Raw genomic sequence first — 17,600 nt, forward strand, 5'->3', positions numbered from 1 at the left:
ATGTTCCAAGCCCTGGCTCAATGAGCATTGGTTCAAGGAAATATAAAGCCCGGCAGCTTCACAGACCACGCTATTGTAGGCCGGGCTGCACAGTTTGTGCCCGCAAAAGGGCGGTTTAGAGCAGGCGACCGTCTTCGCCCAGCGCTGCATCCAGCCGCTCGAGCAGGGAGTTCAGCAGCAGGCCGCCATCGGCCGCCGCGGGGGGGGGGCTAGCGGGAGTGGCGCTCGCCGTATCGGTGCTGACAGGGACAGGGGCTGCCGGGCGTTCAGACAGGTCAAAGGCAAGGTTGAGCGCGGCCAGCACGGCGATGCGGTCACGGGCACGCACCTTGCCGGCGTCGCGGATCTTGCACATGGCGGTATCTACACGCTCCACGGCTTCCAGTAGTCGGGCATCGCCGCCTTCCGGGCAACCCAGCAGGTAGCTCTGCCCCATGATTTGAACTTCAAGCTGTTTCATGGTGCGTCTTTTTGCGTGGCCAGGGCATCGGGCAAGCGCTCCAACAGCGCATCGACCCGAGCCCGCGCCGTGTTGAGGCGCGACTTGAGTGCGTCGCGCTCATGGGTCAATGTCTCCACCTGCGAAGCAAGCAGGGCATTGGTGCGCTGCAGCTCCTCGTAGCGCACTAGCAGGCGCTCCACGCGTTCGGCGATTTGGTCGATGGGGGTCTGGTTCGACATAGAAGCCGCATTGTAGGGTGGGCGCAAGCTGGGGCAGCGTAAAATGCGCGCGTTGGTGCTCGCGGTGTGGTTCACATGCCGCAGTTCAACGGGAAGCAGGAGGGTGCGGCTGATGCCAGCCAACCTAACCTGCGCTGCCCCCGCAACGGTAAGTGGACGTGTCATCCGACACCGCTTTCATCACGGTCACTGAGTGCTTTGAACACGCGCTTGGGAAGACGATGGAGGTTGCATCCACCAGCCCGGATACCGGCCAACACGGTGGAGCTGCGCCTGGCGCAACTCCGTGACGCTCATGCCCTGGCGGGGAAGCCGGGGAGAGTTCTTAGTCGGGTTTGTTTTTCATGTTTTTTGTGTTTTCCAAAGCGCGTTCCTTGGCGCTGGTGCTGGGCGCTTGCCTGGCGGTTTCGTCCTGGGCGCAATCCAATGAGGTGCGGCAACTGCAGGAAGTGGTGGTGACGGCTACACGGTCCGAGATGCGGGCCGACGAGGTCATGGCCGATGTGACGGTTATCAACCATGAGGAGTTGCGTCGCAACGTCGGCCGCTCTGTGTCCGAAGTGCTGGCGCGCATGGCAGGTGTGCAGACGTCCTCCAACGGTGGGTTGGGCAAGACATCGAGCATCTATATCCGCGGAACAGAAAATCGCCATGTCCTGCTGTTGGTCGACGGTGTGCGCTATGGCTCGTCCACCTCGGGTACGGCCAATTTTGACAGCATTCCGCTGGAGATGATTGAGCGCATCGAGGTGTTGAAGGGTCCAGCCTCTGCGCTGTATGGCAGCGATGCGGTCGGTGGGGTGGTACAGATCTTCACCCGCAAAGGCCGCGAAGGCTTTCACCCCTATGCCAGCCTGACGGCAGGCGAGTGGGACCGTGCCGAGGTGGCCGCCGGTTTCAGCGCAGGCACCAAGGAGCTCCGCTATTCCCTGGGAGTGCAAAGCCAGAATGAAGGTGGCTTTTCTGCCACCAATCCCCGACTTGGATCGACCAACACGTCTGGCTTCAATGCCGATCGGGATGGGTATGCCCAGAACTCGGTGCAGACCAGTGTGAACTGGCAGTTTGTGGAGGGCTGGAGCCTGGAGGGCCTGGTCGTGCAGGCAGATGGTGTGAATCACTACGACGGGGGGCGCAATCCCTTTGATGTGCGGGGCGAGTCCACCAGTGCAATCCGCAAACTCGGTGTGGCGGGGCAGATCCTGCCGGCCTGGAAATCCCGCCTGGAGCTGAGCAGCAGCGCCGACCGCTCCACCAACCTCACCAGCACCTCGACCAGCCGCTTCAATACCGAGCAGCAGCAATGGAGCTGGCAAAACGAAGTGGCCACTCCGGTGGGCCAGGTGTTTGCAGGCCTGGAGGCTTTGCGGGAATTGGTGGACGGGACCCAGCGCTACACCGTAAGCGATCGGACTACCTCGTCCACTTTCTTGGGCTTGTCTGGCAGTGCTGGCGCGCACAGCTGGCAAGCCAATGCGCGGCATGACCGCAACACCCAGTTCGGCTCGGCCTCGACGGGTCTGGTCGGTTATGGCTACAAAGTTACACCTGATCTGCGCGTGCACGGCTCGTACGGCACCAGCTTCAAGGTGCCCAGCTTCAACACCCTGTACTGGTTCGACCCAGTGCCCACCAACTTCCAGGGCAACGCCACTACACAGCCCGAACGTGGCGAAAACGCCGAGCTGGGCGCCAGTCTCGCGTTGGGCGACCAGTTGCTCACGGTGGTGCACTATGAAAACCGCATCCAAGGCTTTATCACCAAACAACCTACCGTGAGCAATATCCCGTATGTGAAGCTGGATGGCTGGACGCTGGCGCTGCAGGGGGAGGCTGGGGCTTGGACCTACCGCACGGCCCTGGACTTTCTGGATGCCCGCAATGAGCAGACTGGCAAAAAACTGGTGCGCCGCCCAGACCTGCAGCTCAGCAGCACAGCGAGCTACGTAGCAGGCAACTGGACCCTGGGCGCCACGCTCTTGTCGACATCCGATACGTTTGACAATGCGACCAACACGGTGTCTTTGGGTGGCTACACCACCCTGGATGTGTTCGCCAGCCGGAAGATTCGCAAGGACTGGGCCCTGGAAGGTCGTGTGATCAACCTTGGCGACAAGTTTTACCAAACTGCTTTGGGTTACAACCAGCCGGGTCGGGCGGCTTACGTCACTTTGCGCTACCAACCTTGATAAATGCTCACATGGCTACCACGACCTGTCCCGCCATCCTGATTGCAGCGCCTGCCTCCGGGCAGGGCAAGACGACTATCACGTCCGCGTTGGCGCGGCTTCATACGCGCCAGGGGCGTCGGGTGCGGGTGTTCAAGTGCGGGCCGGATTTTCTGGACCCGTACTGGCACACGCTGGCCAGCGGCGCGCCGGTGTACCAGATGGACCTGTGGATGACGGGGGAGGCCGATTGCCGGGCCCGCTTGCATGCGGCTGCGCAGGAGGCAGACCTGATCATCGTCGAGGGCGTGATGGGTCTGTTCGATGGCGACCCGAGTGCTGCCGATTTGGCGGTGAAGTTTGGTCTGCCGGTGCTGGCGGTGGTGGATGCGTCTGCCATGGCGGGCACGTTTGGCGCACTGGCCTATGGGCTGCAGCACTATCGGGCCGGCTTGCCTTGGGCTGGTGTGCTGGCCAACCGGGTGGCCAGCGAGCGCCATGCGGCCATGTTGCAAGGCAGCGTGCGGGAGCCGGAGCATTTCATGGGCGCGGTGATGCGCGACGCTGCGATGACGCTTCCGGAGCGCCATTTGGGTCTGACGGTGGCCAGTGAAGTTACGGATGCAATGGAGAGGCTGGACGCTGCGGCGGATGCTTTGGCGCAAACGCCGTTGGGACGCATGACCGTTGAGGATATGCAGCGGTGGTCGGTGGCGTTTACCCCAGTTGAAGTTGCCGGCGTTCAAGAGGGTGTGAGGGCAAAGGGTTTTGCGCAGGTCAAGGAGGAGCCCGCAAGGCGGGCGGGGGACACGGAGCAAAACGCTTTGCCCTCGCACCCTGCCACTCTGCAAGGCCAACGTATTGCGGTCGCTCGTGACGCGGCGTTCTGTTTCATCTACGCGGCCAATCTGGACACGCTGCGCGCACTTGGCGCAGAGCTGGTGTTCTTCTCACCACTGCGTGATGCCGAATTGCCAGTGTGTGATGCTCTGTGGATTCCCGGTGGCTACCCGGAGCTGCATGCCCAAACGATTGCGGACAATCGTTCTCTGCGTGAATCATTGGCGGCGCACATCGCTGCGGGCAAGCCCGTCTGGGCCGAATGCGGCGGCATGATGGCATTGTTCGACACCTTGGTCACCGCCGATGGTGCCCGCCACGCACAGTGGGGCTTGCTACCGGGAGAGGTCACCATGCAGAAGCGTTTGGCGGGCCTGGGGCCGCAGCAACTCCGCTTGCAAAGTGGCACCTTGCGCGGTCACACCTTTCACTATTCCACCACCAGAACCCCGCTGCAAGCAGCGACACGCACCGCCAAGCCCGATCACGATCCCTTGCCGAACGTCGGTGAAGCCGTGTGGCAGCAGGGCGCGGTCCGGGCCAGCTACTTCCATGCCTGGTTTCCGTCCTGCCCGGCTGCGGTGGTTGAGCTCTTTACAACGCAAGAGGGTGTGGCTGTATGACGCACGACCTTTTGCATTTCGACCACGGCCCGCAGCGTATCGTCTGCCTCACCGAAGAGACGACCGAGTGGCTGTACCTGCTGGGGCAGGAACATCGGATCGTCGGTATTTCGGGCTACACCGTGCGGCCGCGCCGCGCCCGGGAAGAAAAACCCAAAGTCAGCGCTTTCCTGAGCGCCAAGACCGACAAGATCATGGACCTGCAACCAGACTGCGTGCTGGGTTTTTCTGATCTGCAGGCAGATATCGCGGCCGACCTCGTCAAACGCGGCGTGCAAGTCACCATCTTCAACCAGCGCAGCGTGGCCGAGATTTTTTCCATGCTCTACCAGCTCGCCGCCATGGTGGGCGAGGCAGAGCAGGGCGCGCAGCGCATCGACGCCATGCAGGCTGATCTGCGGGCCATGCAAGCAGCCGTCGCGGCCAAGGTGGCGGCAGGTGCGCGCCGGCCCAAGGTGTTTTTTGAAGAGTGGGACAACCCGCACATCAGCGCGATCCGCTGGGTGTCGGAGCTGATGGGCATTGCCGGTGGGGACGATTGTTTTCCCGAACTGTCGCTGGAGCGCATGGGCAAGCAACGCATCATTGCCGACGGCGCTGAGATCGTGCGCCGCAACCCCGACATCATTCTGGGCTCTTGGTGCGGCAAGAAATTCCGCCCGGAGAACGTGGCAGCACGTGAAGGCTGGGACGTAGTGAGCGCTGTGCGCCACCAGCAACTCTTTGAGATCAAGTCGGCCGACATCCTGCAACCCGGTCCTGCGGCTTTGACTGATGGGGTTCGCAAGATGCACCAGATCATCCTGCAATGGATGGACGCAGATCTGGCAGGAGCTTTCCAACCATGACGAAGATGAACATTGCCAAAAGCGAGCTGATTCTGGGTGGCCAGAAAAGTGGCAAGTCGCGCCGCGCCGAGCTGCTGGCCCGCCAGTGGCTGGATGCTGCGCCGGATCATCAGGCGGTGCTGATCGCCACCGCCCAACCGTGGGACGATGAAATGCGCCAGCGCATTTCACGCCATCAGGCCGATCGGGCACAGCGCGTGCCTGGCATGCGCACGGTGGAAGAACCGTTGGCATTGGCCGAGGCCATCCGCCAGCACAGCAATGCCTGCACCTTGGTGGTGGTGGATTGCCTGACGCTGTGGCTCACCAACCTGCTGATGCCTGCAGAAAATGCATCAAATAGTGCTGTACCCCCCATGGATACTGCGCAAATAGCTTCTCTTTTGATAGCGATTCAGGATGCGGTGGGTCCGGTGGTTCTGGTGGGTAACGAGATTGGTCTGGGCGTGATTCCCATGGGGCGTGAAGTGCGCGCCTTTGTGGATGCGCTGGGGCGCTTGAACCAGGATGTGGCTAGCGTGTGTGAGCGCGTGACCTTGATGGCGGCGGGGCTGCCTTTGACTTTGAAGGGTGCTGCGTGATGGCGTGGTTGTTAGAAATCAGTCGGCGCCTTGGTGGACGGGGCGCAGGTGCAGTGGCCAAGAGCTTTGCTGCGTGTCCCCCGCCCGCGTTGCGGGCTCCTCCTTTACCTCCGCAAAGCCCTTGGCCACTGCGCCTGCTCAGGTGCTGGCGCAAAGGCCGGGCAGTAGTGCGTTTTGCGCAGGTCAAGGAGGAGCCTGCAAAGCAGGCGGGGGACACGGAGCAAAACGCGCTGCTGCCCCGCCTGAAGGTGGTGCTTGCATTGGTATTTGGATTTGCGGGTGCCGCCCATGCCCTGCAAGTCACCGACGACCGTGGCGTCACCATCACCTTAGCCGCCGCGCCGCAACGCATCGTGAGCCTGCTGCCTTCCTTAGCAGAAACCGTGTGCGAGCTGGGCCACTGCCAACGTATCGTCGGCGTGGACCGGTATTCCACCTACCCAGCCAGCCTGCAAAAGCTGCCCCAGCTGGGTGGCGGGCTGGACCCGAACATCGAGATGATCGTTGCCCTCAAACCCGATGTGGTGCTGATGGCCAAGTCATCACGCGCGGGCGAGCGGTTGGAGTCGCTGGGCATCAAGGTATTTGCATTGGAGCCCAAAACCCATGCGGATGTGCAACGCGTGATGCTCAAGCTTGGCCAGTTGCTGGAGGTGCAGGACGCCCAGCGCATCTGGCGCGCGATTGACGCGGGCGTCTCTGCTGCGGCCCAGTCGCTACCCGTCAAAGTGCGCGGCGCCAAGGTGTACTTTGAGGTGAACGAAGGGCCATATGCGGCGGGTGAATCGTCCTTCATCGGCGAAACGCTGACCCGCTTGGGCGCTAAAAACATCGTGCCCGCCAAGCTGGGACCATTCCCCAAGCTCAACCCCGAGTTCATCGTGCGAGCCAACCCGGATGTGATCCTTATAGGTCAGCGCAGTGCAGGTGCCTTGATGGCTCGGCCGGGCTGGCAATCGATCCGCGCGCTGCGTGAAAACCGGGTGTGCATTTTCCCAACCGACGAGGCCAACGTGCTGGTGCGCCCTGGCCCGCGCATGGCCGAGGCCGCACGCATCATGGCTAAGTGTTTGGAGTCCAAGTCTCCCGCCAATGGAGGCAAGCCGTGACGAACCCGATGGTGCGTTGGTTGGCGCTGGCCGGCGTGCTGGCTGCACTCGTGCTGCTGGCCGTGGGCGTGTGTGTAGGCAGCACCGGGTTTGAGAACCTGCTGACCCCTTTGCTGCACCCCGAGCAGGACCCCGGCCAGGCCGCCATGGCGCAGCAAATCGTCTGGCAGATCCGCCTGCCACGTACAGCGGGTGCCTGGGCAGCCGGTGCGCTGCTGGGGTTGGCGGGAGCCGTGGCGCAAGGGCTGTTTCGCAACCCGCTGGCGGATCCGTATTTGCTGGGCAGCGCCTCGGGCGCCTCGTTGGGCGTTGCCTTGGCTTTGGCCGCGCTGGGCGGCGGGGCTGGCATGTTGGGCGGTGGCAGCCCCGGCAGCATGATGAATGGCGCGGTCGCGGTCAGCGTGTTTTCCAGCAGTGTGTGGGTGCGTATTGGTTTGACCGGGGCGGCCTTTTTCGGTGCCGTAGCGGCCGTTTTGCTCACCCTCATGCTGAGCCGCGGCGTGGGCCATACGCTGCGCCTGCTGCTGGCGGGTGTGGTGGTGGGCGTGGTGCTGGGCGCCACCACGCATTTGGTACTGTTGTTCACCCCCGATTCGCTGCAGGCCATGCAGGCCTTCATGCTGGGGTCTACCGCCTTTGTGGGCTGGACCTCATTCAGCTTAATGGCAGGCGTTTGGCTAGTGTGTGTGTTGGCCGCTTGGCTCCTGGCCCGGGTGCTCGATGGTCTGAGCCTTGGGGATGCAACGGCACTCAGCCTGGGGCTGCCGGTGGCGCCCATGCGCGCCGCTTTGGTGGCGGTGCTGGCGCTGGCGACCGGCACTGCGGTGGCGCAGACCGGGCTGATCGCTTTTGTGGGTCTGGCAGCTCCGCACCTGGTGCGCTCGGTCGTAAAAACTACGCACGCACACCTCATGCTGCTCTCCAGTCTGGTGGGCGGTGTGTTGCTCATGGGCGCAGATACCCTGGCGCGCGGCTTGCTGGCACCGCAGGAGTTGCCGGTGGGCGTGCTCACGGCGGTGCTGGGCGGCGGCTACCTGCTGTGGTTGATGCACCGGGGCGGTCGGCACAGTGGAGGTGCCGCATGAGTCAGAACGGTGCTATGAATAGCATAGCTATTCGCGCAGATTCCGTAAGGGCTAGTCTCGGAAATGGCATCGCAAAGCAGCAGGTGCTGCACGGTGTTTCGCTGGACATTGCAGCGGGCCAATGGACCAGCATCGTCGGCCCCAACGGTGCGGGCAAGTCCACCTTGTTGTGTTGTCTGGCCGGCGTGTTACCGCACAGCGGCACGGTGTCCTTGTTCGGCAAGCCCCTGCTGGCCTTGCCACCGCGCGAGCGCGCCCGCCAACTCGCCTGGCTGGGCCAGAACGAAGCCTCTGCGGATGATTTGACGGTGTGGGACGTGGCCTTGCTGGGCCGGCTGCCGCACCAGGCGTGGCTAGCCCCCGCCAGTGCGGCCGACCATACGGCCGTAGAGCAGGCCTTGCGCGCCACCCAAGCCTGGGACTGGCGTTGCCGCGCGCTCGGTCAGCTTAGCGGCGGCGAGCGCCAACGGGTGCTGCTGGCGCGTGCGCTGGCAGTGCAAGCCCAAGTGTTGCTGATGGACGAACCCTTGGCCAATCTGGACCCACCGCACCAGGCCGATTGGCTGGACGTGGTGCGCGCCTTGGTGGCGCAGGGCACCACGGTAGTGAGTGTGTTGCACGAAATCAGCATGGCCCTGCATGCCGACCAGGTGGTGGTGATGGCGCAAGGGCGGGTGACGCACCACGGTCTAAGCAATGACGCAAGAACCCATGCAGAGCTGGTTGATGTGTTCGACCACCGCGTTGCCATCCACGCCATCGACGGTCAGTGGGTGGCGCTGCCAGCCAAGCGCAGGGAGGTCCCCAACTGACATTACTGTGCTCGCCATTGTTGAGTTGTCTGTATTTTTTTCATTCACAAGGAGTAAGACCATGCATATCGAACCCGGACTGGTTGACGGTTCCAAAATTTTCCTGAGTTACGCCACAGGCACCGCTGCCGTTGTTTATGCAAGCAAACTGGCCTTGGATGCGGTCAAGAAGGATGGCGTCCTGTCTCTGCTGTTGCGCAGCCTGCTGTGCGTCGCTTTGGTGTTTTCTTTCTTTGAACTGTTGCCGCACCATCCTGTGGGCGTATCCGAAGTGCATTTGATTCTGGGCACTACCTTGTTGCTGGTCTTTGGCGTGGCACCCGCTGCACTGGGGCTGGCGGGTGGTCTGGCGATCCAGAGTCTGTTTTTTGCGCAACAGGATTTGCCGCAGTACGGCATGAATGTCACCACCTTGCTGGTGCCTCTGTTCGCCACCCATGCACTGGCGCGCCGGATTGTTCCCCAGAGCATGGCCTACGTGGACATCAGCTACCAACAGGCGTTCAAGCTGTCGGTGGCCTACCAGGGCGGCATCGTGATGTGGGTCGGTTTCTGGGCTTTGTATGGCCGTGGTTTCAATACAGAGAACTTTGCACAGATTGGCAGTTTTGGTGCCGCCTACATGACCGTGGTGTTGCTGGAGCCGCTGGTTGACTTAGGCGTGTTGGCCGCCGCCAAGGCCTTACATCGACTCAAAGGCAGTGCCTTGGTTGAGCAGCGCCTGTACAGCGCCACCTGATAGGACGACCCGTGGAAATTGAAACTCCTCCCGTCGATTACGAGCGCGTTATTCCCACGGCCGAGCGTCGCGGCCTGGTGCTCATACATACCGGAAATGGCAAAGGCAAAAGCACTGCCGCATTCGGGCTGGCATTGCGCGCGCATGGGCGCGGCAAGGCCGTCAAGGTCTACCAATTCATGAAGGTGCCCAGCGCGCGCTTTGGCGAACACCGCCTGTTTGAGCAACTGGGCATCCCCATCGAGGGCCTGGGTGACGGGTTCAGTTGGAAGAGCAAGGACTTGGACCACTCGGCTCAGCTGGCGCTGGAGGGCTGGGCCAAGGCGGAGGCCACGATTCGCGCGGGTGAGCACTTCATGGTGGTGCTGGATGAAATCATGTACCCGCTGCGCTACGGTTGGATTCCGCTGGACACGATCCTGCGTTGCCTGCGAGAGCGGCCAGCCCACGTGCATGTGGTGCTGACCGGCCGCAATGCGCCGTCCGAGCTGGTGGAGCTGGCGGACACAGTGACCGAGATGACGCTGGTCAAGCACCACTTCAATGCAGGCGTTCCTGCCCAACGTGGCATCGAAGATTGACCATGTCTGCTTCGGCTCTGCGTTCCTTCACTGCGGCATCGGGTGCGGCACTGCGCCTGATGCCCGCAGTGTCTTCGCTGGCGGCGCTGGGCTTGTTCTCTGGCATGACCATGGCGCAGGGCGTGTCGCCCGTGTCGCGCATCGTGACAATGTCCCCCTCGCTGACCGAAGCCGTGTGTGCACTGGGCCGTTGTGCACAACTGGTGGGCACAGACCGGTATTCCACTTGGCCCGGTTCGGTGCAAGTATTGCCCAAATTGGGTGGGCTGGAAGACGCGCAGATCGAACGCATCGTCACCCTGCGGCCCAACCTGGTGGTGCTGGGCCCGCGCAGCCGCGCCGGGGAGCGCTTGCAGGCCCTGGGCGTGCCAGTGCTGACTTTTGATGCCCGCACCCACGCAGACCTGAAACGCATGTTGCTCAAACTGGGCGACGCGCTTGGCGAGACCGCCCGTGCGACCGAACTGGTGGCACGCCTGGATGCCGAGATGGACGCTGCTGCAACACGTATGCCCGCCGCCTTGCGCGGGCGCACGGTGTATGTGGAGGTGGGGCCCGCACCCACAGCCGCCAGCGAGAAAAGTTTCATCGGCGAAACCGTGGCCCGCCTGGGCCTGGTGAATGTGGTGGGGGGCGAGCTGGGCCTGTTCCCCAAGATCAACCCCGAGCTGTTGCTGCGCCGCCCGCCCGACCTGATCATTGGCCCGCGCGCCACGCTGGCCAATCTGGCTGACCGCCCCGGCTGGGCAACGCTGCCCGCGGTGCGCCAGCAGCAGCTGTGTCTGCTGGATGCGGATCGCATGGACCTGCTGTCGCGCCCTGGCCCCCGCCTGGGCGAGGCAGCCCAGATGCTGGTGGACTGCCTCAAGGCATTGCCGCCCCGTTAATCCTTATCCGAGAAAAACCTATGCAAACCCGAAAGATTCCCGCCACCATCGTTACCGGCTTCCTGGGCAGCGGCAAGACCACGCTCTTGCGCGAGCTGCTGGCCAACGCCCAGGGCCGCCGCATTGCCGTCATCGTCAATGAGTTTGGCGAGCTGGGCATTGACGGCGAATTGCTGCGAGGCTGCGGCATCGGCTGTGATGAAAACGGCGAAGAGAACGGCCAGCTCTATGAACTGGCCAATGGCTGCCTGTGCTGCACCGTGCAGGAAGAATTCGCGCCGGTGATGGAAAAGTTGGCTGCGCGCCGCGACCAGATCGATCACCTGGTCATCGAGACCTCGGGCCTGGCGCTACCGAAGCCGCTGGTGCAAGCCTTCCAGTGGCCCGCACTGCGCAACACCTTCACCGTGGACTCCGTCATCACCGTGGTGGACGCGCCCGCCGTGGCGGCCGGTGACTTTGCGGATGACCCCGTGGCTGTGGACGCCCAGCGCCGCGCCGACGACAACCTGGACCACGACTCACCGCTGCATGAGTTGTTTGAAGACCAGCTGGCCACGGCCGACCTGGTGATCGTGCACAAGACGGATGGCGTGACGCCTGCTCAGCTGGTGGATGTGGAAGCCGCAATCCGTAAGGAAACCCAGCCCGGCGTGAAGCTGGTGCATGGCCAGCATGGTCGCATCGCCATCGATTTGCTGCTGGGCCTGGAGCGTGCGGTGGAAGACCAAATTGACAACCGCAAGACCCACCACGACGAGGAGGAAGACCACGACCACGATGCCTTCGACTCCGTGCAGGTGACGCTGGATGTGCCCAGCCGCGACGGCTTGCTGGCTGCTTTGAAGGATTTGGTGGGGCGCCATGAGATCTACCGTGCCAAGGGCTTTGTAGCCTTGTCCGGTGCGGCCATGCGCCTGGTGGTGCAGGGCGTGGGTACAAGGTTTGACAGCTACTTTGACCGTGCGTGGGCTGCGGGCGAGACACGTCAGTCGCGTCTGGTGCTGATCGGCTCCGAACTCAATGGTCCAGCCCTGCAGGCCGAGCTGAACGCCGCATTGGCTACGCCGGTCGCTGCTTAAACAGAAAGCCACACGCCATGCATCTGCTCTCCACCCGCCCCGGAGGCCACGTCGAAGACGGTGGCCAGGGTGTGGTGCGCGTGGAGCAGACGCCTGGCGACATCGTGGTGCTCAGCGCAGCGGACACGACGCTGGCGTTGCTGTCAGATGCTGCGCGTGCGCTGCCCGATGACTTCCCCTCCGTGCGCCTGGCCAACCTGATGTGGCTGCGCCAGCCCGCGTCAGCAGACATGTATGTGGACGAGGTGCTGCAGCATGCACGCGTGGTGGTCATCGACCACCTCGGCGCCGCCAGCGACTGGGCTTATCTGGTGGAGCGTGCGCGCGAACTGGCGCAGCAACGCGGCCAGTGGCTGGCCCTGTTCTCGGGTGACGCCAGCGAAGACCTACAGCTACTGCTGCGTAGCACCGCCGCGCATGAGGATTGCCGCCACCTTTGGCGCTGTCTGCGGGAGGGCGGACCGGACAACGCGCGCAGCTTCTTCGACCTGATTGGCCACGCCGCCCTTGGACGTGGTGCGCGGCCAAAGGCACCCGCCGTGCTGCCGCCCGCGCTGCTGGTGCCGCCCCACGGCGGCGTGGCGGCCTTGCCTTGGCATGCCGGCGCGCCCGTGGCGCTGCTGGTTTACTACCGGGCGCACTGGCAGGCTGGCAACACCGCGGCGTTTGAGGCCATGCAGGTAGCGCTGTCGGTCCAGGGGCTCAACAGTCTGGCCGTGGCGGTGGACTCGCTCAAGAACCCCGCCAGCCTGGCGCTGCTGCAGTCGCTGGCCGCGGAGCACCGCGTGGGCGTGGTGCTCAACGCCACCAGCTTTGCGCTGAGCTCGCTGGATGCGGTTGACAGCGACCGCGTGCTGGGCGTGCCCGCGCAGGCGTTGGCGGGCGATGCACCGGTGCTGCAACTAATAACCGCTGGCTGTGCACAAGAACAATGGCAGGCTGACCCGCATGGCTTGGCCCCGCGCGATTTGGCCATGCAGGTGGTGCTGCCCGAGGTGGATGGCCGCATCGGCACGCGCGCCATCAGCTTCAAGGGACTGGCCTGGCGCGACGAACGCACCGAGGTGGATGTGGTGCGCTACCAGGCCGAGCCCGAGCGCATAAGCTTTGTGGCCGAGCTGGCGCGCCGCTGGTGCGCGCTGCGCGATACGCCCAATGCGAACAAGCGTGTGGCGCTGATCCTGGCCAACTACCCCAATGACGATGCGCGCCTGGCCAATGGCGTGGGCCTGGACACCCCTGCTTCTACCGTGGCGCTGCTGCGCGCAATGCAGAACGCGGGCTATGCCACGGGCGATTTGCCCGAGGGTGGCGACGCACTGATTGCCGCACTGGTGGCGGGCGTGACCAACAATCTTGATGCCAACGACCACCGCCCCGTGGCCCAAAGTTTTGCCATGGCCGATTACCTGCAAGACTTCAACCGTCTGGAAGAGGCCAGCCGCGACGCGGTGAACGCCTTGTGGGGCGCGCCCGAGCAGGACCCCATGGTGCGCAGCGGCCGCTTTATGGTGTCGGGCCACCGTTATGGGAATGTGTTTGTCGGTATCCAGCCCGCACGTGGACGCGACCTGGACCTGGTGGCCAGCTACCACGATGCGGACTTGGTGCCCACACACAACTACCTGGCCTTCTACTTCTGGTTACGCCGCCAGTTTGCGGTGGACGCGGTGGTGCATGTAGGCAAGCACGGCAACCTGGAATGGCTGCCGGGCAAAAGCGTGGCATTGGGCGCCAATTGCTGGCCCGACGCCATCCTCGGCCCGCTGCCGCACCTGTACCCCTTTATCGTCAACGACCCCGGCGAGGGCAGCCAGGCCAAGCGCCGCACCCAGGCCGTCATCATCGACCACCTGATGCCCGCGCTGACGCGCGCCGAGACCTACGGCCCGCTGCAAAAGCTGGAGCGGCAGATGGACGAGTACTATGAAGCCCTGTCTCTGGACCCGCGCCGTGCGCAGCGCCTGCGTGGCGACATTCTGGACCGCGTGTTGGGCGAGAACTTGCACACCGACCTGGGCTTTGCCAAGCCTGCTAATGACGCGGGCCGCGAGGCGCTGCTGCAGCGGCTGGACGCCTACCTCTGCGAAATCAAGGAATCCCAAATCCGGGATGGCCTGCACATTTTGGGTAGCTCTCCACAGGGTCGACAGCAGATTGACACGCTGGTGGCGCTGGCGCGTTTCCCTGCCGGTACTGCAGCGGGGCAGCGCAGTTTGCTGGTGGCGCTGTCACAAGACCTGAAGCTGGAAGGCGTGGATGGTTTCAATGCCTTGAGCCCCGAATGGTCCACGCCGTGGAATGGCCCACGTCCCGCTGTGTTGCAGGCTCAAAGCGACGATGCCTGGCGTCACGCAGGCCATACGCGGGAGCGGCTGGAGCTGCTGGCGCGGCAACTGGTAATGGATGTTGTGGTGGCGGATACTGCGGTGAACGATGCGATCTGGCCAAATGCAGCGCCTGTATTGCAGCGCATGCGCACCGTGCTTCGTCCACGGCTGGATTCCTGTGGCCCGCAAGAAATCGCACAGTGCCTTCGCGGCCTGTCGGGCCGTCTGGTGCCGCCTGGTCCGAGCGGCGCGCCGTCGCGCGGCCGGCCCGATGTGCTGCCCACGGGGCGCAACTTCTATTCGGTGGACACGCGCGCCGTACCCACGCAAACCGCCTATGCTATGGGCGCCGCGGCGGCGGAGCGCGTGATCGAGCGCCACTTGCAGGACTTTGGTGCCATGCCCGGCCAGGTAGGCTTGTCGGTCTGGGGCACCAGCACCATGCGCACGGGCGGCGAGGACATTGCCCAGGCTTTTGCGCTTTTGGGCGTGCGCCCCAAGTGGGCGGACGGCAGCAGCCGGGTGGCGGACATCGAGGTGCTACCCATGAGCCTGAAGGGCCGGCCCCGTGTGGACGTGACGCTGCGCGTATCTGGCTTCTTCCGCGATGCCTTCCCCAATGTGATTGACCTGTTTGACACCGCCGTGCGCGCCGTGGCCGCCATCCCCGAAGAGGACGAGCCCGATGAAGTCAACCCCATCCGCGCCCGCGTGCGCCGCGAGGCGGCCGAGGCACAAGCCAAGGGCTTGAGCGCCAATGCGGCCGAGCGGCAGGCGACGTGGCGCGTGTTTGGCCCGCGCCCCGGCGGTTATGGCGCTGGCCTGCAGGAGCTGATGGCCAGCGGCCGATGGAACGATGGCGCGGACCTGGCCCAGGCCTATTTGCGCGCCGGTGCCTTTGCCTACGGGCAGGGCGAGCACGGTGCGGCGGCACGCGGCAGTTTTGAGCAGCGCCTGGCCGGGCTGGACGCGGTGCTGCACAACCAGGACAACCGCGAGCACGATGTGCTGGATTCGGACGACTACTACCAGTTCCAGGGTGGCATGGCGGTGGCCGTGGAGGCCCTGACCGGTGAGGCCGCTGCGCTGTACCACGGCGACTTCAGCGTGCCTGGCGCTCCGCGTATCCGCACGCTGGGCGAAGAGGTGGCGCGCGTGGTGCGTTCGCGCGCCGTCAACCCGAAGTGGCTGGAGGGCGTGCGCCGCCACGGCTATAAGGGTGCGTTCGAGATGGCGGCCACAGTGGACTACCTGTTTGCATTTGACGCAACCACCGGTGTGGTGGGCGACCACCAGTACGCACTGGTGGCCGATGCCTACCTGCACGACGACACCAACCGCGACTTTCTGGCGCAGCACAACCCCGGCGCGCTGCGCAGCATTGGCGAACGTCTGCTGGAGGCCATGCAGCGCGGCCTGTGGGCCGAGCCCGGCGACCAGCGCGAACGCATTGAAGACCATTTGCTGGCGCTGGAGCGCCGCGTTGAAGAATACGGAGAAGGACCTCTGGCATGAGCACATCCACCAAGACCCCGACCTTTCCTTTCACCGCTTTGGTCGGCCAGCCGCAGCTACAACTGGCGCTGCAGCTCGCCGCCATCGACCCCGGCATTGGCGGTGTGCTCATCAGCGGCCCCCGTGGCACGGCCAAGTCCACCGCGGCGCGCGCGCTGGCGGCGCTTTTACCTCGCGCACCGTTTGTGACGCTGCCGCTGGCTGCCAGCCTGGAGCAGCTGGTGGGCACGTTGAATGTGGAAGACGTGCTGCGCGACGGCCAGGTGCGACTGGCGCCGGGTCTGGTGGCACGCGCGCATGAGGGCGTGCTCTATGTGGACGAGGTGAACCTGCTGCCCGATGCGCTAGTGGACGCGCTGCTGGACGTGGCAGCCAGTGGCGTCAATACGGTGGAGCGCGATGGCATTTCACAGCAGCACGCCGCGCGCTTTGTGCTGGTGGGCACCATGAACCCGGAGGAGGGCGAACTGCGCCCGCAGCTGTTGGACCGCTTTGGCCTGTCTGTCGCGCTGGCCAACCCCACGGATGCACAGCAGCGCACGGCCATCCTGCGCGCGCGCCTGGGCTTTGATGAGAACCCCGCTGCGCTGGCGGAGCAGCATGCGCAGGAGCAAGCGGCCTTGAGTGCTGCGCTGGTGGCCGCGCGCCAAACCTTGCTGCGTTTGACCTGGACGGACGCCGTGCTACACCACGCTGCCGCCTGCGCTATCAACGCTGGTGTTGATGGCATGCGGGCCGATCTGGTGATGCTGCGGGCCGCTCGTGCGCTGGCCGCGATGCAAGGGCGCAGCGAAGTGAGTACGGCAGATGTGGACGCCGTGGCCGAATTGGCACTGGCGCACCGCCGCGCCGAAGGCCATGTGGCACAGCCGCCAGCCAGTGGGGCGCAAACCCAAGCAGCCCTGGACGCACAGCGCCCGCAGGGCCTGCAGCCTGCATCGCCCACGCCCCAAGGCGATTGGGGCGCTTTGCCCGCCCAGCCCGAGGGCACGACCAAAGTACAACGCATTGCCGGTTGGCCGCCAAAAAAAGCCTAGGCCACCCCAGCCGCCGCCCACGCAACGGGCCTGGCAGCTGGCGGTGGCCTCCACCCCAGAATCTCTCTGCACCTGCGGCGCCCGGTGCACGCCATCACGGCACGGCCATTGCTTGGCTGCCCACGGTGGTGGCCAAGGGGCCCGCACCGCTGCAGCGTACACACCTGCGCTACCAGCCCATTGCCGTGCGCGCGGGCCGATTGCATTGCATCGTGTTGGACACCTCCGGCTCCATGCGCCAGCGCGGACGTCTGGCCCTGGCTAAGGGGCATGCGGCGTTCATGATCGAGCAGGCCGCGCGCCAAGGTGAGGATGTGGCACTGTTGCGCTTTGGCGGGCAGGGTGTGGAGCTGCTGCTGCCGCCGGGCCGTGCTCGCCTGTCGGGCAGCCAGCGTCTACGCCCACTCGGCGGGGGCGGCGGCACACCGCTGGCTGAAGCATTGGGGCAAGCGGACCGGCTGCTGCAGCGCACGCTGCGCATGAACGGCTCGGTTGAGAGCTGGCTCTGGCTGCTGACCGATGGACGCTCGCTGGAGCGCCCCCGCAAGCCACAATTACCGCAGCACCTGGTCATCGTGGACTTTGACGACCGCACCAAGACTCTGGGCCGCTGCGCCGCCTGGGCCGCGCAATGGGGCGCTGACTACCAGCGGGCGTCTGCCTGATCTATAGACGGAATACC

The 17,600-nt window shown here is 64.4% G+C and carries 16 protein-coding genes and 1 riboswitch; of the genes, 14 read left to right on the top strand and 2 right to left on the bottom strand.

All coding sequences use genetic code 11. From position 1 onward, the window contains the following. Positions 1-115: 115 nt before the first annotated feature. Together CHU94_RS13325 and zapB are read right to left on the bottom strand one after the other, a co-directional pair. The gene (locus CHU94_RS13325; protein ID WP_094480594.1) at positions 116-460 is read right to left on the bottom strand and encodes a cell division protein ZapA; all 345 of its coding nucleotides are present in this window, start codon (positions 458-460) and stop codon (positions 116-118) included. Beyond that, positions 457-681: a cell division protein ZapB gene (gene zapB, locus CHU94_RS13330; protein WP_094481094.1), complete on the bottom strand. Its 225-nt coding sequence runs from the start codon at positions 679-681 to the stop codon at positions 457-459. Before zapB ends, CHU94_RS13325 begins: the two co-directional genes overlap by 4 nt. Positions 682-717: 36 nt before the next feature. Beyond that, positions 718-954: riboswitch (cobalamin riboswitch) on the top strand. Positions 955-1,025: 71 nt separating this feature from the next. On the opposite strand from zapB, the gene CHU94_RS13335 reads away from it, so the two are divergent. From CHU94_RS13335 to CHU94_RS13400, 14 genes are all read left to right on the top strand, one after another. After that, the gene (locus CHU94_RS13335; RefSeq protein ID WP_094480596.1) at positions 1,026-2,870 is read left to right on the top strand and encodes a TonB-dependent receptor; all 1,845 of its coding nucleotides are present in this window, start codon (positions 1,026-1,028) and stop codon (positions 2,868-2,870) included. An 11-nt stretch (positions 2,871-2,881) separates the two neighbouring features. Further along, positions 2,882-4,312 (top strand): cobyrinate a,c-diamide synthase, encoded by a 1,431-nt coding sequence (locus CHU94_RS13340; RefSeq protein ID WP_094480598.1) that lies wholly within the window; start codon positions 2,882-2,884, stop codon positions 4,310-4,312. Then, positions 4,309-5,160 (top strand): ABC transporter substrate-binding protein, encoded by an 852-nt coding sequence (locus CHU94_RS13345; protein ID WP_094480600.1) that lies wholly within the window; start codon positions 4,309-4,311, stop codon positions 5,158-5,160. The genes CHU94_RS13340 and CHU94_RS13345 overlap by 4 nt, the downstream gene beginning before the upstream one ends. Further along, complete coding sequence (gene cobU, locus CHU94_RS13350) at positions 5,157-5,741, top strand: bifunctional adenosylcobinamide kinase/adenosylcobinamide-phosphate guanylyltransferase (protein WP_094480602.1); 585 nt, start codon at positions 5,157-5,159, stop codon at positions 5,739-5,741. The genes CHU94_RS13345 and cobU overlap by 4 nt, the downstream gene beginning before the upstream one ends. A 242-nt stretch (positions 5,742-5,983) precedes the next feature. Then, positions 5,984-6,850 carry an ABC transporter substrate-binding protein gene (locus CHU94_RS13355; RefSeq protein ID WP_094481096.1) on the top strand — a complete coding sequence of 289 codons (867 nt, stop codon included), beginning with the start codon at positions 5,984-5,986 and terminating at the stop codon, positions 6,848-6,850. 8 nt (positions 6,851-6,858) lie between these two features. Then, positions 6,859-7,935, top strand: coding sequence for an iron ABC transporter permease (locus CHU94_RS13360; protein ID WP_094480604.1), 1,077 nt, complete (start codon positions 6,859-6,861; stop codon positions 7,933-7,935). A gap of 14 nt (positions 7,936-7,949) precedes the next feature. Then, positions 7,950-8,747, top strand: a complete 798-nt coding sequence (locus CHU94_RS13365) for an ABC transporter ATP-binding protein (RefSeq protein WP_094480606.1) — start codon at positions 7,950-7,952, stop codon at positions 8,745-8,747. Between the two features lie 61 nt (positions 8,748-8,808). Further along, complete coding sequence (locus CHU94_RS13370; protein WP_094480608.1) at positions 8,809-9,486, top strand: energy-coupling factor ABC transporter permease; 678 nt, start codon at positions 8,809-8,811, stop codon at positions 9,484-9,486. An 11-nt stretch (positions 9,487-9,497) separates the two neighbouring features. After that, the gene (cobO, locus tag CHU94_RS13375; RefSeq protein ID WP_094480610.1) at positions 9,498-10,067 is read left to right on the top strand and encodes a cob(I)yrinic acid a,c-diamide adenosyltransferase; all 570 of its coding nucleotides are present in this window, start codon (positions 9,498-9,500) and stop codon (positions 10,065-10,067) included. 2 nt (positions 10,068-10,069) lie between these two features. After that, positions 10,070-10,954 carry an ABC transporter substrate-binding protein gene (locus tag CHU94_RS13380; protein WP_094480612.1) on the top strand — a complete coding sequence of 295 codons (885 nt, stop codon included), beginning with the start codon at positions 10,070-10,072 and terminating at the stop codon, positions 10,952-10,954. A 20-nt stretch (positions 10,955-10,974) separates the two neighbouring features. Continuing rightward, a complete protein-coding gene (cobW, locus tag CHU94_RS13385; protein ID WP_094480614.1) occupies positions 10,975-12,036 on the top strand; it encodes a cobalamin biosynthesis protein CobW in 1,062 nt (353 codons plus the stop codon). Positions 12,037-12,053: 17 nt separating this feature from the next. After that, a complete protein-coding gene (cobN, locus tag CHU94_RS13390; RefSeq protein WP_094480616.1) occupies positions 12,054-15,881 on the top strand; it encodes a cobaltochelatase subunit CobN in 3,828 nt (1,275 codons plus the stop codon). After that, positions 15,878-16,918 carry an ATP-binding protein gene (locus CHU94_RS13395; RefSeq protein ID WP_094480618.1) on the top strand — a complete coding sequence of 347 codons (1,041 nt, stop codon included), beginning with the start codon at positions 15,878-15,880 and terminating at the stop codon, positions 16,916-16,918. The genes cobN and CHU94_RS13395 overlap by 4 nt, the downstream gene beginning before the upstream one ends. Continuing rightward, positions 16,897-17,583 (top strand): VWA domain-containing protein, encoded by a 687-nt coding sequence (locus tag CHU94_RS13400; protein ID WP_094480620.1) that lies wholly within the window; start codon positions 16,897-16,899, stop codon positions 17,581-17,583. Before CHU94_RS13395 ends, CHU94_RS13400 begins: the two co-directional genes overlap by 22 nt. Positions 17,584-17,600 lie beyond the last annotated feature (17 nt).

The organism is Rhodoferax sp. TH121, from assembly GCF_002251855.1.
Lineage (GTDB): Bacteria > Pseudomonadota > Gammaproteobacteria > Burkholderiales > Burkholderiaceae_C > Allorhodoferax.

What these genes read in the sequence shown, in the direction of transcription:
- CHU94_RS13325 (WP_094480594.1), bottom strand. Translation starts at nt 460, where the DNA reads ATGAAACAGCTTGAAGTTCAAATCATGGGGCAGAGCTACCTGCTGGGT.
- zapB (WP_094481094.1), bottom strand. Translation starts at nt 681, where the DNA reads ATGTCGAACCAGACCCCCATCGACCAAATCGCCGAACGCGTGGAGCGC.
- CHU94_RS13335 (WP_094480596.1), top strand. Translation starts at nt 1,026, where the DNA reads ATGTTTTTTGTGTTTTCCAAAGCGCGTTCCTTGGCGCTGGTGCTGGGC.
- CHU94_RS13340 (WP_094480598.1), top strand. Translation starts at nt 2,882, where the DNA reads ATGGCTACCACGACCTGTCCCGCCATCCTGATTGCAGCGCCTGCCTCC.
- CHU94_RS13345 (WP_094480600.1), top strand. Translation starts at nt 4,309, where the DNA reads ATGACGCACGACCTTTTGCATTTCGACCACGGCCCGCAGCGTATCGTC.
- cobU (WP_094480602.1), top strand. Translation starts at nt 5,157, where the DNA reads ATGACGAAGATGAACATTGCCAAAAGCGAGCTGATTCTGGGTGGCCAG.
- CHU94_RS13360 (WP_094480604.1), top strand. Translation starts at nt 6,859, where the DNA reads ATGGTGCGTTGGTTGGCGCTGGCCGGCGTGCTGGCTGCACTCGTGCTG.
- CHU94_RS13365 (WP_094480606.1), top strand. Translation starts at nt 7,950, where the DNA reads ATGAATAGCATAGCTATTCGCGCAGATTCCGTAAGGGCTAGTCTCGGA.
- CHU94_RS13370 (WP_094480608.1), top strand. Translation starts at nt 8,809, where the DNA reads ATGCATATCGAACCCGGACTGGTTGACGGTTCCAAAATTTTCCTGAGT.
- CHU94_RS13380 (WP_094480612.1), top strand. Translation starts at nt 10,070, where the DNA reads ATGTCTGCTTCGGCTCTGCGTTCCTTCACTGCGGCATCGGGTGCGGCA.
- cobW (WP_094480614.1), top strand. Translation starts at nt 10,975, where the DNA reads ATGCAAACCCGAAAGATTCCCGCCACCATCGTTACCGGCTTCCTGGGC.
- cobN (WP_094480616.1), top strand. Translation starts at nt 12,054, where the DNA reads ATGCATCTGCTCTCCACCCGCCCCGGAGGCCACGTCGAAGACGGTGGC.
- CHU94_RS13395 (WP_094480618.1), top strand. Translation starts at nt 15,878, where the DNA reads ATGAGCACATCCACCAAGACCCCGACCTTTCCTTTCACCGCTTTGGTC.